A 19,307-nucleotide genomic window follows, 5' to 3' on the forward strand; every position below is an offset into this window, starting at 1 on the left:
TAATGGTGTTTGTAGGGAGTATATATGCAGTATTTAAGGCAATATCAATAATAATAGCAGCTATGGATGCATGGAAACATATAAGTAGTGTATTAGGTGGTGCATTGAAGATGTCTACATTAACTTGGATTGTATTAGCTATAGCTGCAGTGGTAGCGGCTGGATATGCACTTTATAGAAATTGGGACTTGATAAAAGAAAAAGCTTTTGATTTATGGGAAGGTATAAAGAGCGCATTTTCATCAGTTTCAGATTTTTTTAGTTCTGTATGGGAAGGGATTAAGGATGGATTTTTATTAGTAGTAGATTTTTTCAGTTCTATGTGGGAAAATATTAAGTCAGGATTTAAAGAGTTGATTAACTTTATTATAAAAGGCATTAATAAATGGATTGAAATTCAGCTTATGCCATTTAATCTTTTAATAAAAGCTGCAAATAAAATACCAGGAGTAAACATACCTACGGTAAAATTTGAGATTCCTACAATTCCTGCATATGCAAAAGGAACTTCTTATTCATCTGCTGGATATGCAAGGATACACGAGAAAGGCGGAGAAATAAGAAAACTATCTTCAGGAGAAATGATAATACCTGCTGATAAAAGCGATAGATTATTGAAAAATAAATCTATAGGACAAGATATAAAAGTAGAAGTTAAGATACTAGGAAATGTAATAGGAAATAGACAGTTTATTAATGAAGTAGGCAATGAAGTATATAGAAAAGTATCATTAGCTTATCAAAATGTTTAGGAGGTGGTAGAAAATGGGAAGTAATATAGTATTTAGTGCAAACAATAATGAAGAAGTGATGGTATTACCTGTAGTACCAGAAATAGAGGTGAATAAACCTCAAAATAATGAACAATTTGAAACTTTGAATAATGGAACTATAAATTTAATAGGTGATGAAGGTCTTAGAACATTTTCTATTGCTTCCATATTTCCATCACAAAAGTATTCATGGTTAAAACATGGAAGTGTGGCAGAGCCTTTTAAATATGTAGATTTCTTTAATAAATGGAGAGCAAAGAAAGTACCATTAAGAGTAGTAACAAGCCGACCAGACGGTAGAGAATGGTTTAATATGCCTTGTGTTATTGATAGCTTTACTTTTAAGCAACTAAGGAATGGAGATATAGAATATACATTAGACATGGCAGAATATAGGTTTATTGGGGGTGTATAAATTGGACAATTATACACTCTTTCTTATTAAAGATGATGGAAAACAAAGTAATATAACTAACCTATGTGGCAACTTATCATGGAGGGACAGTATAGATACATTAGGCATGGAACTGAACTTTGATGTGGTTAGAAATATAGAGGATAGATATATGAAAGGTTATGATTTAATTAAAGTAGGGGATAAAATAGTCTTACTTAACAATAATAATGAGATATTCAGAGGAATTATAGTGGATTTGGGCACAGAAAGATATTCTAAATCTATTACAGCCTTTGATTATGCCTTCTATTTAAATCAATCAAAGACCATAATTCAATTTAATAAGGTGAAAGCAAACGAAGCTATTAAACAACTATGTGGTAAATTTAGTGTACCTATAGGTAATATAACTAATATATCTACAGTAATTACTAAGATTTATAAAGATGATACTGTGGCAGACATCGTTAGAGATATATTAGAACAATCTACAAACGAATTAGGAATAAAATATAGGTTGGAAATGAGAGCAGGAAAACTATATATAGAAAAATATACTGATTTAATTATAAAACCTATATTTAAACCTGCCAGTAACCTAGCATCTTTCAATCCTCTTAGTACTATGATCAGCATTAGTAAATCTGAATCCATAGCAGACATGAAAAATAGTATATTAATTTCGAGTAATGACGAAAAAAGCAGTCGAGTAGCTGCTGTAGCTAAGGATGATAAAAATATAGCTCAATTTGGTCTATTGCAGGAAGTTGAAAGTGTAGATGATAAAGATATAGTAAAAGCCAAAGTAATTGCTCAAAACAAACTTAAAGAATTGAATAGAATTGGTGAGGATACATCTATAGAATTATTAGGTGATGATAATGTAAGGGCAGGTAGAATATTAGAAGTGAATAATGATATGTTTAAGTTACAAGGACAATATTTAGTGAAAGATTGTACTCATGCATATCAAAATAGGATTCACAAGATGAGTCTAACTATAGAGAAGGTGGTATAAATGTGGGATATTGGATTAGCTAATATGTTCAAAGAAAGAGATAATATAGATAAAATAGGAAATTGCATTGGTAAAGTTGTAGATATAGAACCTATAAAAATATCTATTTTAAATGGTGATGTGATTTTACAAGAAGAACAATTATATATATGTAATAATTTACTAGATACCTATACTAGAAAATATAAAGAAGAAGGAAATATAAAATTTAGAGATATTAATTGCGGTACAACTAATAATGTTAATGATGGAGGTCAAGGAGCAAGTTCCCATAATCACATAATAGAAAATATATCTATAAAAACGGAATATAATTCTGAGGGGACTATAGTATTTACAGATACATTAAAAGTTGGGGATGAAATATTAATAGTTCCATCAGAGTCTGAACAGATTTTTTTTATAGTAGACAAAGTTCAAAAGGTAGGTGGTTAAATTGTTACCTCAACTAAATTTAGATAATTTTGTACAGGAAGTAGAAGTGAAAGAAAATAAAAAACAAGGTAAGGCTTTTTTGTTTGATTTTAAACAAGGAGACTTCCTAATTAAAGATGGTAGGTTGATAGAAGTAGATGGAGTCGAAGCTATAAAAGTATGGATTGAAAAAATCTTAAGAACAGAGAAGTTTAAGTTTAAAATATATGAAGAAGATGGGATTGATGAATATGGTATAACCATAAAGAGATTGATACAAGGTAAGAAAGTACCTCAGTTCTTCTTACAATCTGAACTTAGAAGAGAAATAGAAGAAACTTTACAGAAACATATTGAGATTGATAGAATAGATAACTTTAGAACAGCTCAAGACCAGACAACTTTAATTATCTATTTTACTGTTATATTAAAAAGTGGGGAAATCTTCAATCAGGAGGTGAGTTTCTAATTGGAAAATTCTAAAGAAATACACGATAGGATGTTAAAAAATATAAGCGATAAATATGATAAGACCAAAGGGTCTTTTTTTTATGATTCTACTAAACCGGCTGCAATTGAATTTGAACGAAAAAATAAAGAAATAAAAGAAGTTGCAGATAAACTAGATGTAGAAAACTTAGAAGGTTATGAATTAGAGAGATTTATATATCAAAGAATAGGAATACAAAGGAAGCAAGCTACAAAGGCAACTATAACAGTAACGATTGTAGGGCAAGAAGGTGCTAAAATATCCAAAGGTGATTTAGTTGGAGCTGATACAGTAAACTTTATATCATTAGATGACAAGACTATAGATAATACAGGGCAGATGATAGTAAATGTTCAATGTGAAGAATTTGGTTCTATAGGAAATGTACCAGTTGGAGCTATAAAATACTTCCCTATATCAATAGCAGGATTAACAAGTGTAATTAATGCTGAACCAGTTAAAAATGGTTATGATGCTGAAAGTGACAAGAGTCTTATTGATAGATATTATGAGAGAATAAGAACACCTGCTACAAGTGGAAATAAGTATCACTATCAAAATTGGGCAAAAGAAGTTACTGGAGTAGGTGATGCTAGAGTGTTTCCATTATGGCAAGGGGATAATACAGTGAAAGTAATAATAATAGATAGCAATAAGCAACCTGCTGGCAAAGAATTAATCGATAAAGTACAGGAGTATATTGATCCTCAAATAACTGGACTAGGTGAGGGACAGGCGCCTATAGGTGCTTTTTGTACTGTAGTATCTGCTATAAGTAAAGATATTAATATATCAGTTGTAGTTACTAGAGATGAAAATTATTCATTAGAACAGATTAAGTTAAAAGTTGAAGAAAATATACGAGATTATCTAAAATCCATTGCATTTAAAGAGGATATAGTTAGCTATGCGAAAATAGGAGCAATAATATTAAATTGTGATGGTGTGTTAGATTATACAAATCTCAAGATTAATAACAATACTTCTAATATAAATGTAAAAGATGAAGAAATAGCATCATTAAATGAGGTGGTAATAAGTGAGTAGATTATTAGAATTATTACCTTTATATGAGAAAACCTCAAAGGTATTTCAGGAAATCATGAAAGCCGAACAGATTGAATTTGATAAATTAGAACTAAACATAGAAGATTTAGGAAATCAATTAAGTATTGATACTGCTACATGGGGATTAGCTATTTATGAAAAAGAACTAGGAATCAAAACCAATCTAAATAAACCTTTAGAAGAAAGAAGAAGTATAATAAAGTCCAAATGGAGAGGTATTGGAAAAGTTGATTCTAAAATGATTAAAGCTATAGTTGAATCTTATACAAGAAGTAAAGTAGATGTAGTATTTGATGGAAGAATTAAAATAAAATTTACTAATGAAGGAACTATGACTTTAAATATTGGAGATATGTTTAAGGGAATAGAAGAAGTTAAACCTGCACATTTGGATTATGATGTTGCTTTGAATTACAAGCAAAAAGGAAGCCAAGTCTATATAGCAAGTATTGTTTTGAGTGGCGAAGAAATAACGGTATATCCATATTCCATAAAAGAAATCGAGAGTAGAGGCAAAGTTTATATAGCAACAGGAATAAATATAGGGCTAGAAGATATTTATGTTTATCCAAGAAAGGGAGTGATCTAATGGCAGAACAATTTTATACAATACTAACTCAATTAGGTAAAGCTAAAATAGCAAATGCAAGTATGTTAGGTAATAAAGTAAATTTTACAGATTTTGCATTAGGAGATGGTGGAGGTAAATACTACAATCCTACTGAAAATCAAATTGAATTAAAAAATGAGGTTTGGAGAGGGAAAATTGGACAAATAGTCGTAGACGAGAAAAATTCAAACTGGATAATAATGGAAACAATTATTCCTGCTGATCAAGGCGGATTTATGATTAGAGAAGCTGGTATATTTGATGATGAAGGTAGTCTATTGGCAGTAGGAAAATATCCTGAAACATACAAACCATTAATAACAGATGGTGGTGCAAAAGATTTATATATAAGAATGATTTTAGAAGTAGCAAACACTTCTATAGTGAATTTAAAAGTAGATCCTACTGTGATATTAGCAACTAAGAAAGACATAGATGAAGTTAAAAAAGAAGTCGCGGAAAATACTAATAGAATTACTAATTTAATTGATGATTTAGATAAACATAAAACCAAGAATATAACATCTCACAATGTAGCTAGAGGTATTTATACTTTTGCAGGTAATGGAAAAGAAGTTACTATTCCTCATGGATTAAAAGTAAAGCCTATATCTGCTTATGCATTTCCTGCAATTAATCCAGAAGGATATTTGGGGGAGATATGGATTAGAATAGATGAAACGAATTTATATGTAGGAAATTCAGGTAGTTTTACTGGAGCTATGTCATGGATTGCTATAGGGTAAAAGGAGGAGGTTTATAATGGATAAGAAAACTTACTTGCCTACTTCGGCAAGTTTTTTAGTAACTGAAGATTGTAATTTAAGATGTATTTATTGTTTTGAAAAGCATAATAAGAATAAGATGACGAAAGAAGTTGCACGAAAGGGATTAGAGTATTTATGTCAAAATGCACTAAAAAATGGTGATGATGGATTTCATGCTATGATATTTGGTGGAGAGCCTCTTTTAATGCCTGATATCGTAGAAGAGATACTTAGCTATGGTCTAGAGCTGGCTAAAAGAGCAGGGATATATTTTACTGCGAGTATGGTTACAAATGCAACTATACTTACAACTGATATAAAAAGAATATTAAATACTTATAAAAATAAGGTGAATTTAAGTGTTCAATTATCTATAGATGGTATTAAGAAGGTTCATGACCAATATAGAATAACTAGAGATGGTAAACCTACATTCGATATTATAGAGAAAAATATTCCTGAATGGAAGGCCTTATTTGCTGATAACATGGATAGATTAAGTGTTCATGGATGTAGTAATCACGATACCTTACCTTATTTATATGAGAACTATATTTTTTTCAGACAAGAATGGGACATACCTCGAATTTGGTTTATGCCTATTCATACTGAGAAGTGGACTGAGAAGGATATCAATATATATGAAGACCAATTAAGTAGGATTGCTGAATATATTTTAGAACACTGTAAAAATGATAATAAAATAGATGAAGTTTTAAACTATGCGCCTATAGATAAATGCCTCCGTAAAGATATGTTTAGTAATGCACCATGTGGTGCGGGAAAGCATTTTATTACTATAACTGCAACGGGGGAACTATTTCCATGTCATCATCTTTACTTTAATGACCTTAAGAAAAGAAGTAAAATAGGGGATTTGGATATTGGAATAGATGAAGCAAAAAGAAGAATTTGGGTAGATTATGATAATTCTGATTTGTCTTGTAATAAATTAGATCCAAAATGTGATGCATATCAATGCTATAGATGTATTGCAGAAGCGTATGTACAAAATGGAAGCATCCTTAGTATTGTTGATTGTGGCGGACCAAGATGTAAGATGTCTAAAATAGAAAGAAAAATACAATTGAGAATAAGGAAGGAGTTAAATAAAATGGGATTGCTAAATTCTAACATGGAAATTAACTGTGTAAAAGGTAATAACTCTGATAACCCAGATTGTTTGTGTGACAGTAGAGGTATTAGTAATAATCCAAGTAAAAAATCATATCGTGCATCAAAAACTGAAGTTAATATATGTAATTGTGAAAGCAATGATTATACAGAAATATTTGCTACTGCATTAAAAATTTTAATAGATAAAGTTGATAAGATAGATAAAGGTCAAGAATATCTGTTGGAAAAGTTGTTAAAGTAAGGTGGTGGTTAGATTGGAACTAAGTTTAAGAGAATTGAAAGAATATTTAATTGCTAAGGAAGGATATGAAGTAACCCCACAACATCGTCATTTAAGTGATTTAAAAGACTTATTAGATAGTATGTATCATGTAAGGGATAAAAATACATGCGAAACCCATATGGAGAATTCTTATACAGCGACTTTGTCACTAGGAGATATATATAAAGCAGGAGAGAAATTAAATCCTTGTAGTTGCAATGCTGAACAATTGCGGGCTTGTGATTGTTATTCAAGAACATATACATGTAGTTGTAATGGCAATACCCCAACTTGTAGTTGCAATACCAGATCTCCACTGTTATGTGATTGTCAATCTCGAACATATGTTGATGCTTGTACTTGCGAAAGCAGGATTTCGGAAACATGTGATTGTAACGGTAGATATCACAAGAGTGGCTGCCGCGGCGGGGAGGGTGATGACGATTGTACTGGTTACCAATACTATGGGTGTAGTTGTTATTCTAGAACACTTTCTCCAACATGTAGCTGTGATTCAAGAGTTATTGGTCCCTGTGATTGTGAATTAAGGCAGGCTTCTTGTGGTACTGTTTCTGTGTTAGATTGCATGTGTCAATCAAGAACATCATCATGTGGAAACAGAAATACAACTAGTTGTACCTGTAATGGACGCTGTTCATGTGATTCTGAAAAAAGGTTTGAATAAGGAGGTAAAAATGGAAAGGTATGTTATTCACGTAACTAAAGAATGTAATTGTGATTGTCTATACTGTTATGAAAAAGATAAAACTAGTAAATATACTTGGGGTGAAGTAAAGGAATTAATTGATAATATAATAAAATATAGAACAAATGATGACTTTGGGATAGAATTTCTAGGAGGAGAACCTATACTTGCATGGAAACTAATAAAGAAATCCTATGAATATATGGAAAATGTTTCAGATATTACAGTGACTGATTATGTCATAACTACAAATGCTACTATTATAAATGAAGAAATTGCGGATTATCTTAGTAAAAATCCTAAGTTAAGATTTGCAGCTAGTATGGATGGTCATATGTTTTCAAATCAACTTAGAGTATTTAAAGAGAGCAGGCAAAATACCCATGATAAAGTAGTAGAAAATATTAATTTCCTAAGAGAGTATGGTGTAGAAAGTTCTATTCATATAACAACACATCCATATAATGTAGCGTTTATTGAAAGTAGTATTGACTACTTGTATAAATTAGGTGTGAAGAATATTGATATTGGAACCGTTGAGTCTACAATCGTTATAGATAAAGAATATTGTGATAGATTTATTTCAGAATTAGATTTAGTATCTAGAAAGATAGTTGACGGTGAATATGTTAATTTGCACATTGGACTGTTTGAATGGCTAAAGCCTTATTCAGATGTTAGAAGCTATATTAGAGACCCTATAACGGGTAAAGTCATAGCTGAAAGTTATGGTAGAAGTGGAAATGATATTACCTATAATAATGAATATGAAGTAATTAGATGTACTGAAAAAGATAAAATATCTGAAATGATTTACCATATAAGAAAGACCGTATATTATAATCACCAAAGAAGGTTAAGTGAGGTAAGGGACAAGTTGGTTTAGGTGCGAATATAGAATTATTAAATATTAGAGATATCCTTAAAATTAGGGAAAATATATTAATATAAGATTAACAGTCAATATTGGAAATATAAGAATGAATAGTTAATAAAAATGTAGATTTAGAGTTAGAATATGTGAGATTTTATAAAGAAGTAAAAGAAGTGATTTAATGACAGAATAATTTTATACAATATTAACTCAACTAGGTAAAGCCAAAATAGCAAATATGAGCACAAAGTAAATTTTATAGATTTTGCATTAGGAAATGGTAGAGGCAAATACTACAATCCTACTGAAGAACAAGCAGAATTTAAAAATGAAGTTTTAGGGAGGAAAATTAGACAGATAGGTTTAGATGAAAAAAATTCAAAATGGATAATAATACAAATAATTATTCCTGCTGATCAAGGAGGATTTATGATTAGAGAAGCTGGTATATTTGATAATGAAGGTAACTTATTAGCAGTGGGAAAATATACTGAAATATATAAGCTATTAATAACAAATGTCGGTGTAAAAGGTTTATATATAAGAATGATTTTAGAAATAGTAAATACTTCTGTAGTTAATTTGAAATTAGGCTTATCGTGATATTGTTGATATAGAGTTAGGTGGTGGAGATTTATTGCAAGATAAAATATTAAGTGTAGTCTTCGGAAACTTATTTATCACGGTAACCCGAGGAAATCACACATACCATAGCCTGAGATATCAAAAGAACCTAATATAAAAAAATTACAGCAAATATTTGAACTTCAAGAACATATTCTATGAAATATGAAAGATTGTTAAATCAAGGAGGAATGTAAAATGATTTATAATTAATTAAAAAACCTAATTGATGCAGGAAAGCATGAGAAGGAAGATATGTTGAATAAGTTAGATGTATTCTTTATATTTGATAGAATTATAGCAGAATAGTATCAAGAATTACTAAGGAAACTTAATAAATAATCCAAAAAAGGGCAATAGACTAGATATAGTCTTTTTTATTGCCCTTTTTTAATTTTTTGGAGGTGTAAAAGTGGAAAATAATTTTACAATATGGATAAAAAGGATTTTATTATTAATAGGAGGTGGAATAACTACAATACTAGGAGGCTGGGACATGCTTTTAAAGACATTAGTAGGATTAGTAGTTGCAGATTATATATTAGGTGTCATAGCTGCAGGAATAAATAATGAAGTAAATTCAAGTGTTGGCTATAAAGGGATATTTAAGAAAGCTATGTTATTTATTCCCATTGGAATTTGTTATAGTCTAGATCAACTATTTGGGACAGAAATGCTTAGAAATGTATCTATATGGTTTTATATTGGGAATGAAGGGATATCTATAATTGAAAATTTAGGAAAGGCAGGGGTACCTATACCTAAGTTTTTAGGGGAGATACTGATACAACTAAGAGATACAAGTGATAAGGGGGAAATGATAAAATGAAATTAATAGCAATAGATAATGGTCATGGAATTAATACTCCAGGTAAAAGAACGCCAGTAATGTCGGATGGAAAAGTAATAAAAGAATGGGAATTTAATTATCCTACAGCTAAGAAGTTAGAAGAATTACTTAAAACAAATGGATTTAATATAATATTTGTCAGTGATACAGAGGAAGATACTCCTTTAAAGACTAGAACAGATAAAGCTAATAATGCTAAGGCAGATGCCTATGTATCAATTCATTTTAATGCTTTTAATGCAATATGGGGTAGTCATGGAGGAATAGAAACTTATCATCACCCTAGTTCAATAAAAGGTAAGGAACTAGCAGAATTAATCCAGGAGGAACTAATTAAAGAAACAGGACTAAGGAATAGGGGAGTTAAACCAGGTAATCTTCACGTAGTAAGAGAAACAAAAATGGTATCTATACTAGTGGAGTGTGGATTTATGGATAATATAGAAGAAGCTAAATTAATGCTAGATGAAAACTATCAGATGAAATGTGCTAGAGCTATAGCTAAAGGAATATGTAAGTACTTTGGTGTTGAGTATAAAGAAGAAACACAAAAGGAAGATGAACCCTCTCAATGGGCTAAAGATGATTGGGGGTGGGGAATTAAAAATGGTATTACTGATGGCAAAAATCCTCAAGGTACACCTACGAGGGAACAAGTAGTATCCATGATAAGAAGAAGTAAGGCCTTAGAGTAAAATCTAAGGTCTTTTTTTATTTTTGGAAAAAGAAGGATTTTCAATATTTTTGTCGAAATAGTTATATAAGTGTATATTTGCGAACTTATAAAATTAACAGTAATATTAAAGGAAGGGGATTAATATGATTAATGAAATTGCTAAAGTTATTTCTTTTGTAAATATGAAAGGAGGAGTTTGCAAAACATCTTTAACTATAAATATAGGTAATCAACTGTCAAATCTTGGTTATAATGTTTTGATAGTAGATATGGATCCACAATTCAATGCAACACAGAGCTTGTTATTACATAAAAGTATTTTAATGAATGAATCTATGCGAAACAATATTACAGACAAAAAAGAATATCAAGAATTTGAATTTGAGCAAGAAATAAATTCTGCAGAAAAATATAAAGAGCTATCTCAAAACAGAGAAACAGTACTTCAATTGTTTGGAACATCTAACATAACTGCTAAACTTGAAAATCCAACACTAACGCATAAGATAAAAGAAAAGCTCTATCTTATGCCTGGGGATCTTTCAGTGGCAAAGGAAATTACGGGGGATACGGCTGGAAAACTTAATTGTTTATTAGATCATTTTAGGAAATATGACATGTTAAAAAACTACCATTTTATACTTATAGACTGCCCTCCGACATGGTCAATTTTAACACACGCAAGTCTATATGTTTCGGATTATTATGTAATACCTAGTAAGGTGGACTTATATTCATCTATAGGGATACAATTGCTTGAAGAACAAGTGGACAGTAAGCTGAGAAATAACTCAATTTATAAAGATCACATCTATAAAAAGGTTGTTCAAGGGCACGGAAAGGAAATAGAGAGGCTTGGAGTTGTATTCACTCTTGTGGATACATTACAAGCAGAAAAAAAACGAAAAGAAAAATTGAGAGAGGAGTTTCAGGATATACATTTTTTTGATACTGAATTACCTTATATTCGATCTGTTCCCACTAAGATTGTAATGTATGAAGATGTGGAAGGAAATTCTAATTATACGCAGTTGAATAATGCGATATCAAAAATAACAAGAGAGATTTTAGAAAAAATAAAGTAGAGGAGGTTTCCTTATGAATTATGAAGAGAGAAATGTTGAGGATATTAGAAACGATTTTAAAATAGTTATTAGCAATAAATTAAGTATATCGCAAAGTAGGCTATTGTTTATGGGAATTATTTATGAACTTATTTTAAGAAAAGATATTTTTCCTAGAAATGATGATTTAAAGGGGTTTATTAATAATATATTTGTAAAAAAATTTAATAATAAAACACCATTTAAGGAATATCTTTATAACTCAAGAACTTTATTAGCCTCTAGGTTGCAAAAAAATATAATTTCAGAACTAAACTATACTCAGATAATAGAGGTAGTAAATGAAATACTTACTGTACTTCCTGACTATAAAGAGAAACAAGAAAAAGTAAAAAAAACTAAAAAGAATAATGATACTTATGTGAGTGACTGGATAAATTTGATAAAGAACAAGGAGTAAAAAATGAGCTATTATAAAGATGCTACACTTCAGTTAACAGATGTATTAAAAAAGGATGTAAATAGAGAAATAATTACTTTGTATAACGATGAAATAGAAAAGATTTTTTGTGGTATTTATATAATAAATTATATTTCAAAGAGAATCGAGCTTAAAGAATACTTTAATTCAGATTATTTTAATATTTCCTTTTCATGCCTTATGGAGGCATTCTCTTTAGCTTTGAACAATTATTCAAGGGCATCTTTACTGGTTTTAAGAAGTTGCTTAGAGAACTTTTTGAAGTTTATAATAGAAGTAATTAATGATCCAAGTTTTGAGATTAATGATAGATCATATAGTGCAAATAAATCAACATTAGATAAGGCCATAGAAAAACATTATTTAGGTAAATTGAAAGAAGAAAGTATAAGCTTAAATAGCAAAATGGATAAAAAGTATAGTATGTTGTCCGGATTATCCCACTCTCTTACAGAAGAGAGCAAGAATAATATAATTGATTACTTTTCGGATTTAGATATCATAAATAAAGAAAACATCAAAATAACTTTGATTGAAATTTTAGAAATAATAAATCAAATATTTAGTTTTTGTATTATAATATGCAGAACGAATTTTAATCAATGGGATTCATTAGATCTAAAAAAGATTTTTAGAATGGTGTTTGGGCAAAGCAAAACAAGAAGCTTTTTAAGCTTAGTAAAAATATAAAAATAAATATAATACTTTGTAAGCATATAATAGATATTTTTAAAAGACTTATGAAGATATATTAAAGTAAGGTTTATTAATTAGACAGGATTATAAAATTCGTTATACAAAATTTGACAAATCCCCCTTTACACAGAACAAGCGTTCATGTATAATCTAATAAAGGGGGAATATTTATATGTTAAACGAAAGAGAGTTAGAAGTGTTAAATGTAACAGTAGATTATATAAAACAAAATGGATATGCTCCGAGTGTTAGGGAAATAGGTAAAATAATAGGGCTTAAATCAACTTCTACTGTACATACATATTTAAAGAGTTTAGAATCAAAAGGATTTATTGAAAGAAAAGAAAATTTCCCTAGAGCATTAAGAGTATTAAAGAAGGTAGATAATTAAAAAATATAAATTTTAATTTAGTTAGAAAAGTTATTGGGAATATTCTGAACAAGTATATTAAGTTTAGACGTGATTAAATTCATATATCAATGCAATAGGTATACTGGACAAGTAAAGTGGATTTGAAATTAAAATAAAGACCTATATGTTGAATGAGGGAAAATACAAATAAAATAAAAAGGGACTAATGTGAATGCTCCAAGATAAAAATTAGCCAAAAATTAGCCAATTGGTTTTTGACTGGCTAAAACTATATAGAACTATTATGAACATATAGTGTTGAAATTCCAACGTTTTATGACTGTATAAAACTATATAAAACCCTATTTTTAGTCCCAGAAGGTCGGGGGTTCGACTCCCTTAGGGTACGCCATTAATATCCACGACAAACTCAATATAGATATTTTCGTGGTTAAGGATTACTTTACTAACAGAAGCTTGAATGACTTTTTGCTCATTTAAGCTTTTATTTTTTTATATCTAAATTTTTTGAAGATGTTTTTTATCATGTTTATAAGATTAGATTTAATTTAGGAGAAAATATTTTTATTTTTAGTTCATCAATAACTAATTCTTCTGTACAGACTTATTATATTATTTTAATATAATCTAGGGAGGGAATTCATATGAAAATCAAAAGAATAAAATTTATAGCATTATTAGGAGCCTTAATACCCATATTATCAATGTTAAATGGGTGTGCGTTATTTAGTAATGAAGTTGGAAAAATGAAAGAGGCATTAAGAGGAAGGGCTGCTACAGTACAGACCTATGATGAAGAAAGTAATATTATTGATAGTATTAAGGGTAGTTCAATAAGCATTACTTCGGAAGATAAATTTAATTCCAAAGATGAAGAAGGAAATACCATTAATAAATCCTCTGTAATAAATTTGACTATAGGTGGCAAATCAATGGTTCATGTTTGTAGTAGTTTAATCCTTTATGAAGAAGGTTTAACTGATATATTTAATGAATATAGTAAAACAGTTGATATTCAAAATATTAATAGGTCAACCCCATTTATCAATAGGATGGTAAATGATATGAAAAATTTTACTACGGGAAAAGGTAGAGTAGTATTGATAAGGTCACAATCGGGAAAACCATTAGCTACATTTGTAGGAAATAAGGTTAGTTACTTTGCAACAGGAATAGATAAATCTACAGGGATATTAATAGATGGTAAGTATCTTTTTATATATAGATGTGATTATACAATTTATGATATTGAATTATTAGAATAAATAGTAGATAGATGTTTTAGAAGTCTAAAGATAAATTAAATAAAATCCATAGGAATAACAAAATGATCGACTGTTAGAAATGTATAGGCAATAAATTTTAAAAACTTTTCAAATTTTCCTTGACTTTATCTCAATATCAAGCTATACTATTAATAATTTAAAAATAATGCTTTGATAGAAAGAGTAATTTATTGAGGGTGTTATAGAGAGTCGGCGATGGTGGAAGTCCGATACCAATCAGTAAGTGAAGAACATTCTTGAGCATCTAACCGAAATTGTAAAAGAGTAGGCTTAGACGGGGATAGCCTGATATCGACTATGGAGTATCGATTGTAATACAATCCGTACTTATATTCAAGTGAGCCTATTGCTAACTAAGGTGGTACCGCGGAATTAACCTTTCGTCCTTTATTTGGATGAAAGGTTTTTTTATGATCTAATATATAACAAACATCAAATCTATAGGAGTGTAGGTTCTATCGAACACTGCTGAATTATATCCTATGGGGTATATAGGTGTAGGGAGTAAACAGATTTGAGTTGAGAAACTGGGTAAAAGACCTTGGCAAATAAAGGACACGGTTATTTTTGTTTATTATTATAAATTTTAAAATAGGAGGAGTAAAAATGATAAGATTAAATCCAAGAGAAACTCAAATAGCAATAAAACAAATAAAAGATTATTTTGAAAGAAAGCTATCAGAAAAGTTAAATTTAATTAGAGTGTCGGCGCCCTTATTTGTAACGCCAGAAAGTGGACTAAATGATAATCTTACTGGAGTTGAAAAAGCAGTATCCTTTGAAATGAGAAAATATAATGAAAGGATTGAAATAGTTCAATCTTTAGCAAAATGGAAAAGACTGGCATTGAAGTCCTATGGATTTGGTACTGATGAAGGGCTTTATGCAGATATGAATGCAATACGGCCAGATGAAGTATTAGACAATATACATTCAATATATGTAGACCAATGGGATTGGGAAAAAGTAATAAAAAAGAGTGATAGAACGACTGATTATTTAAAGAATATTGTAAAAGATATCTATGGTGTATTTACGGAAACTGAAAAGTATATAAACAATTTATATCCCGAGATTCTTACAAAAAAATTACCAAAGGATATAAAGTTTATCACTAGCCAAGAATTAGAAGATTTATACCCTAATGAAACACCAGAAAAAAGAGAACATTTCATAGTGGAAAAATATGGAGCAGTATTTGTATCAAAAATTGGTCAGCCATTAGCTTCGGGAAAACCTCATGGAACTAGATCTCCTGACTATGATGATTGGAATTTAAATGGAGATATTATATTCTGGAATCCTACAACAAATGCAGCTTTGGAACTATCCAGTATGGGAATAAGGGTTGATGAAGCAGCTTTGGGGAAACAATTAAAAATAGCAAATGCCGAGGAAAGAAAATCCCTAGAGTATCATAAACAATTGTTAAATGGAGAATTGCCAACTACAGTTGGAGGAGGGATTGGGCAATCTAGAATATGTATGTTTTTTTTAGAGAAAAAGCATATAGGAGAAGTTCAGGCATCTGTATGGACAGAAGAAATATTACAAGAATGTAAAGAAAATAATATATTTTTATTATAAAAATGAATAATAGAAAAACTTAATAACAAGTAGTCATTAATTAAATAGTGGCTACTTGTTTATATAATAAATTAATTAATATTAATTATATTTGTATAAACATAAACTTTCTATTATACTATTTATGGAGGATAAAATATTATTGTATTTAAATGGGGGGATTTAGTGAAAAGATTTATTATAATATCTTTGATACTATTTATAATAGGAAGTATATTAGGAGTTGCATATTATTGGCAACTACAACCTAGTAAAAAAGTAATCTCATATTCTGATGAGCTATACTTAATTGTTGAAGAACAAGAAGTAGACAATGAAGATGCAGTATTATTTTATGAAGATATATTATACTTTTCACTTCCCGTTGTTGATAATTTTATAGATAAAGATATATTTTATGATGATTTAGAAGATATCCTAATAATTACAAATAAAGAAAAAACTCTTAGATATAAACTGGATAGTAATATTGCCACTGTTAACAATAAAGAATTTCTAACTACGAATACTGTAAAAAGAATTAATGAAAAAATATATATCCCCATAGATATAATTTTAAAAAATTATAATGTAGAAATCAATTATTTTGAAGACACAAATGGCGTTGTCCTTGATTATAAAGATATAAACTATTTAAATGGGGAAATAATTTTAGATGGAGCAGTAATAAGAAGCAATTTAGATATAAAGGCACCCATTATAGTAAAAGATATGAGCATAGGGACTATATTAAATGTTTATGCAGAATACGAATCTTGGTACAAGGTAAGAACCATAGATGGAATACCGGGATTTATTGAAAAGAAATATTTAAAGATAAATTATACCAAGGATTTATTTAAAGTAGAAAAACCTATTGAAGACAATCTAAAGGAACTTAATAAAAAATCTATAAATCTTACTTGGGATTATACCTATAGAAAAGTGAAAAACACAGATGGAATAACTTTAATTCCAGGAGTAAATACAATATCTCCTACATGGTTTTCTATTAATGGTGAAGAAGATATATTAGATAAAGGAAATATAGAATATGTAAGAAAATACCATGATTTGGGATATGAAATATGGCCATTAATTAATAATAATTTTGACCCTGATTTAACCCATGAATTATTATCAAAGAGTAGCACGAGAGAAAAATTAATAAAAGATATATTAGAATTATATAAATACTATGGATTTCAAGGAATTAATATTGATTTTGAAAATGTACATTTAAAAACTAAAGATTTACTTACACAATTTGTTAGAGAGTTGTATCCAGTATTTAAAGAGGCAGGAATGAGTGTATCTATAGATGTAACAGGTATATCTACAGCTGAAAATTGGTCTTTATGCTATGATAGAAAAAGACTTTCAGAGGCTGTAGATTATATGATTTTAATGGCATATGATCAACATTGGGCAAGTAGTCCAGTTGCTGGCTCAGTTGCAGAATATTTTTGGGTTGAAAAAAGCATATTAGGAGTACTGGAATATATTCCTAATGATAAATTAATTTTGGGGGTACCATTCTATACAAGGTTATGGGTGGAAAAGGATGGAAAAGTAAGTTCACAAGCATTATCAATGGAAATGGCTAATAAGTTTATATCAGAAAATAATATGGATTTAATTTGGGATGACAACGCTCTTCAATATTATGGACAAATAGAGAAAGATGAAAAGATATACAAAATATGGTTAGAGAATACAAGGTCTTTAGAAATTAAAGCTTCATTAGTTCATAAATATGAATTGGCGGGTATAGCATCTTGGAGAAAAGGATTTGAAACTGCCGATATTTGGGATAGCTTATATAAGGTATTGAACTAATGTGTAAGTATTGAGTGATATTTAGATTATAGGAGTGATTTTATGTTTAGATATAAAAATATACAGATTAATATTATATTAGGAGATATAACGGAAATAGAAGTAGATGCAATAGTAAATGCTGCAAATAACACCCTATTAGGAGGTGGCGGCGTTGATGGAGCAATACATAGAGTAGGTGGAAAAAGAATTTTGGAGCAATGTAAGAAAATTGGAGGATGCCCTACTGGAGAAGCTAGGATAACTAATGCTGGGAACCTTCCAAGCAAATATGTGATACATACAGTAGGACCAATATATAAAAATGGAGAAGAAATAGAAGAAAAACTATTATATAATGCTTATTATAATTCATTGATGCTTGCTAAAGAATACGGTATCAAAACAATCGCTTTTCCATCTATATCAACTGGTGCTTATGGATATCCAATTGAAGATGCCATGAAAACTGCTGTAAAAGCATTTATAGATTTTATAGATAAAGAAGAATTTAGCTTAGATATTACATTTGTTCTTTTTAATAAAGATGATTTTTTATTGTATAATAATTATTTGACGAAAAAATTATCATAATATTGATAAATATTTTATGTTGACTTTATTTTTTAATTATTATACTATAATTAAGACATAGAATTTTATAAAGGGGTGTTTAAAATATTTTCAGATTCTCATAAAATGATTGCATCAAAGATATATGATAATGTATTTGATATATATGGTTTGAAATTAGATAAGCAAAAACTGTTATGGGGTTCAGTATGCCCTGATATACTCCCTCAATACAAGCTTATTAGACACTATAAAGACGAAAGTTTAAATTTTATTGCCAAGGAAATTATGAAGGTTATATTTATCAGTAGATATTTAGAATTTAATAAGATACTTGACCCATTAGCTATTAATATATTAAGTAAAAAAATAGGTGTTATATCCCATTATCTAAGTGATTACGTATGTTTACCACATGCAAATAGATGGACATTTACTGACAGTATGATAAAACATATAAAATATGAATCTCAATTAAATGATTTTGCAACAACACATGATTTTAAAAAGAATATAATAAATACCAATGATTTAGATATATATAATATTCCACAGGCAAAACTAAAAAGGACTATAAAGGAATATATAAATGAAGTAGTAGAGGAGTATTCACTAAAAACCAGTTTTAAAAATGATTTAGATTTTGCATTATCATTAAATTTAAAAATATCATATTTCATTTTAGATACCATTATAGCATACTCCGATGAAATGGCTGGTTATTTTGCTTTAGAATTCTAATTAACTATAAAAAACAAACTTTTTAATCTAAAAAGTTTGTTTT

21 protein-coding genes, 2 pseudogenes and 1 other annotated feature are annotated in these 19,307 nt (G+C 29.2%); all 23 genes and pseudogenes read left to right on the forward strand.

Features of this window, described 5'->3' with window-relative positions; genetic code table 11:
• Nucleotides 1-752, forward strand: a pseudogene (locus tag RT714_RS08115) (hypothetical protein); the annotation flags it as partial.
• A 13-nt stretch (nucleotides 753-765) separates the two neighbouring features.
• Nucleotides 766-1,188 carry a hypothetical protein gene (locus RT714_RS08120; RefSeq protein ID WP_313757075.1) on the forward strand — a complete coding sequence of 141 codons (423 nt, stop codon included), beginning with the start codon at nucleotides 766-768 and terminating at the stop codon, nucleotides 1,186-1,188.
• 1 nt (nucleotide 1,189) lies between these two features.
• Nucleotides 1,190-2,188 carry a hypothetical protein gene (locus RT714_RS08125; protein ID WP_313757076.1) on the forward strand — a complete coding sequence of 333 codons (999 nt, stop codon included), beginning with the start codon at nucleotides 1,190-1,192 and terminating at the stop codon, nucleotides 2,186-2,188.
• Nucleotides 2,189-2,623 carry a DUF2577 family protein gene (locus tag RT714_RS08130; RefSeq protein WP_313757077.1) on the forward strand — a complete coding sequence of 145 codons (435 nt, stop codon included), beginning with the start codon at nucleotides 2,189-2,191 and terminating at the stop codon, nucleotides 2,621-2,623. It abuts the gene before it with no gap.
• Nucleotide 2,624: 1 nt separating this feature from the next.
• Nucleotides 2,625-3,071 (forward strand): DUF2634 domain-containing protein, encoded by a 447-nt coding sequence (locus RT714_RS08135; RefSeq protein WP_313757078.1) that lies wholly within the window; start codon nucleotides 2,625-2,627, stop codon nucleotides 3,069-3,071.
• Nucleotides 3,072-4,139 carry a baseplate J/gp47 family protein gene (locus tag RT714_RS08140; protein ID WP_313757079.1) on the forward strand — a complete coding sequence of 356 codons (1,068 nt, stop codon included), beginning with the start codon at nucleotides 3,072-3,074 and terminating at the stop codon, nucleotides 4,137-4,139.
• A complete protein-coding gene (locus tag RT714_RS08145; RefSeq protein ID WP_313757080.1) occupies nucleotides 4,132-4,749 on the forward strand; it encodes a putative phage tail protein in 618 nt (205 codons plus the stop codon). Before RT714_RS08140 ends, RT714_RS08145 begins: the two co-directional genes overlap by 8 nt.
• Entirely contained in the window at nucleotides 4,749-5,516 is a 768-nt protein-coding gene (locus RT714_RS08150) for a phage tail protein (RefSeq protein WP_313757081.1), read from the forward strand. The genes RT714_RS08145 and RT714_RS08150 overlap by 1 nt, the downstream gene beginning before the upstream one ends.
• Before the next feature lie 16 nt (nucleotides 5,517-5,532).
• Complete coding sequence (locus tag RT714_RS08155) at nucleotides 5,533-6,915, forward strand: radical SAM protein (protein WP_313757082.1); 1,383 nt, start codon at nucleotides 5,533-5,535, stop codon at nucleotides 6,913-6,915.
• Between the two features lie 13 nt (nucleotides 6,916-6,928).
• Nucleotides 6,929-7,621, forward strand: a complete 693-nt coding sequence (locus RT714_RS08160) for a hypothetical protein (protein WP_313757083.1) — start codon at nucleotides 6,929-6,931, stop codon at nucleotides 7,619-7,621.
• Nucleotides 7,622-7,631: 10 nt separating this feature from the next.
• Nucleotides 7,632-8,528 carry a radical SAM protein gene (locus RT714_RS08165; RefSeq protein WP_313757084.1) on the forward strand — a complete coding sequence of 299 codons (897 nt, stop codon included), beginning with the start codon at nucleotides 7,632-7,634 and terminating at the stop codon, nucleotides 8,526-8,528.
• Between the two features lie 240 nt (nucleotides 8,529-8,768).
• Nucleotides 8,769-9,119 (forward strand): annotated as a pseudogene (locus tag RT714_RS08170) (phage tail protein); the annotation flags it as partial.
• A 433-nt stretch (nucleotides 9,120-9,552) separates the two neighbouring features.
• Nucleotides 9,553-9,969, forward strand: a complete 417-nt coding sequence (locus RT714_RS08175; protein ID WP_313757085.1) for a phage holin family protein — start codon at nucleotides 9,553-9,555, stop codon at nucleotides 9,967-9,969.
• A complete protein-coding gene (locus RT714_RS08180; protein WP_313757086.1) occupies nucleotides 9,966-10,685 on the forward strand; it encodes an N-acetylmuramoyl-L-alanine amidase in 720 nt (239 codons plus the stop codon). The genes RT714_RS08175 and RT714_RS08180 overlap by 4 nt, the downstream gene beginning before the upstream one ends.
• Nucleotides 10,686-10,809: 124 nt before the next feature.
• Nucleotides 10,810-11,751 carry an AAA family ATPase gene (locus tag RT714_RS08185; RefSeq protein ID WP_313757087.1) on the forward strand — a complete coding sequence of 314 codons (942 nt, stop codon included), beginning with the start codon at nucleotides 10,810-10,812 and terminating at the stop codon, nucleotides 11,749-11,751.
• Nucleotides 11,752-11,764: 13 nt separating this feature from the next.
• Nucleotides 11,765-12,190 (forward strand): hypothetical protein, encoded by a 426-nt coding sequence (locus RT714_RS08190; RefSeq protein WP_313757088.1) that lies wholly within the window; start codon nucleotides 11,765-11,767, stop codon nucleotides 12,188-12,190.
• 3 nt (nucleotides 12,191-12,193) lie between these two features.
• Nucleotides 12,194-12,901, forward strand: coding sequence for a hypothetical protein (locus RT714_RS08195; protein ID WP_313757089.1), 708 nt, complete (start codon nucleotides 12,194-12,196; stop codon nucleotides 12,899-12,901).
• 178 nt (nucleotides 12,902-13,079) lie between these two features.
• The gene (locus tag RT714_RS08200; protein ID WP_313757090.1) at nucleotides 13,080-13,298 is read left to right on the forward strand and encodes a winged helix-turn-helix transcriptional regulator; all 219 of its coding nucleotides are present in this window, start codon (nucleotides 13,080-13,082) and stop codon (nucleotides 13,296-13,298) included.
• A 626-nt stretch (nucleotides 13,299-13,924) separates the two neighbouring features.
• Nucleotides 13,925-14,545, forward strand: coding sequence for a DUF5052 family protein (locus RT714_RS08205; protein ID WP_313757091.1), 621 nt, complete (start codon nucleotides 13,925-13,927; stop codon nucleotides 14,543-14,545).
• A gap of 162 nt (nucleotides 14,546-14,707) precedes the next feature.
• Nucleotides 14,708-14,957, forward strand: a binding site (T-box leader).
• A 215-nt stretch (nucleotides 14,958-15,172) separates the two neighbouring features.
• Nucleotides 15,173-16,153 carry an aspartate--ammonia ligase gene (gene asnA / locus RT714_RS08210; RefSeq protein ID WP_313757092.1) on the forward strand — a complete coding sequence of 327 codons (981 nt, stop codon included), beginning with the start codon at nucleotides 15,173-15,175 and terminating at the stop codon, nucleotides 16,151-16,153.
• 165 nt (nucleotides 16,154-16,318) lie between these two features.
• Nucleotides 16,319-17,971, forward strand: coding sequence for a glycosyl hydrolase family 18 protein (locus tag RT714_RS08215; RefSeq protein WP_313757093.1), 1,653 nt, complete (start codon nucleotides 16,319-16,321; stop codon nucleotides 17,969-17,971).
• Between the two features lie 42 nt (nucleotides 17,972-18,013).
• A complete protein-coding gene (locus tag RT714_RS08220; protein WP_313757094.1) occupies nucleotides 18,014-18,544 on the forward strand; it encodes an O-acetyl-ADP-ribose deacetylase in 531 nt (176 codons plus the stop codon).
• A gap of 105 nt (nucleotides 18,545-18,649) precedes the next feature.
• Entirely contained in the window at nucleotides 18,650-19,264 is a 615-nt protein-coding gene (locus tag RT714_RS08225) for a zinc dependent phospholipase C family protein (protein WP_313757095.1), read from the forward strand.
• The last annotated feature ends 43 nt before the right edge of the window (nucleotides 19,265-19,307 follow it).

This window comes from Tissierella sp. (genome assembly GCF_032104385.1).
Taxonomy (GTDB): Bacteria; Bacillota; Clostridia; order Tissierellales; family Tissierellaceae; genus Tissierella.

Bases quoted from the DNA above. Each gene is read 5' to 3' on its own strand.
- RT714_RS08205 (WP_313757091.1), top strand. From the start codon at position 13,925: ATGAAAATCAAAAGAATAAAATTTATAGCATTATTAGGAGCCTTAATA.
- RT714_RS08165 (WP_313757084.1), top strand. From the start codon at position 7,632: ATGGAAAGGTATGTTATTCACGTAACTAAAGAATGTAATTGTGATTGT.
- RT714_RS08225 (WP_313757095.1), top strand. From the start codon at position 18,650: ATGATTGCATCAAAGATATATGATAATGTATTTGATATATATGGTTTG.
- RT714_RS08190 (WP_313757088.1), top strand. From the start codon at position 11,765: ATGAATTATGAAGAGAGAAATGTTGAGGATATTAGAAACGATTTTAAA.
- RT714_RS08195 (WP_313757089.1), top strand. From the start codon at position 12,194: ATGAGCTATTATAAAGATGCTACACTTCAGTTAACAGATGTATTAAAA.
- asnA (WP_313757092.1), top strand. From the start codon at position 15,173: ATGATAAGATTAAATCCAAGAGAAACTCAAATAGCAATAAAACAAATA.
- RT714_RS08185 (WP_313757087.1), top strand. From the start codon at position 10,810: ATGATTAATGAAATTGCTAAAGTTATTTCTTTTGTAAATATGAAAGGA.
- RT714_RS08120 (WP_313757075.1), top strand. From the start codon at position 766: ATGGGAAGTAATATAGTATTTAGTGCAAACAATAATGAAGAAGTGATG.
- RT714_RS08220 (WP_313757094.1), top strand. From the start codon at position 18,014: ATGTTTAGATATAAAAATATACAGATTAATATTATATTAGGAGATATA.
- RT714_RS08150 (WP_313757081.1), top strand. From the start codon at position 4,749: ATGGCAGAACAATTTTATACAATACTAACTCAATTAGGTAAAGCTAAA.
- RT714_RS08130 (WP_313757077.1), top strand. From the start codon at position 2,189: ATGTGGGATATTGGATTAGCTAATATGTTCAAAGAAAGAGATAATATA.
- RT714_RS08180 (WP_313757086.1), top strand. From the start codon at position 9,966: ATGAAATTAATAGCAATAGATAATGGTCATGGAATTAATACTCCAGGT.
- RT714_RS08155 (WP_313757082.1), top strand. From the start codon at position 5,533: ATGGATAAGAAAACTTACTTGCCTACTTCGGCAAGTTTTTTAGTAACT.
- RT714_RS08200 (WP_313757090.1), top strand. From the start codon at position 13,080: ATGTTAAACGAAAGAGAGTTAGAAGTGTTAAATGTAACAGTAGATTAT.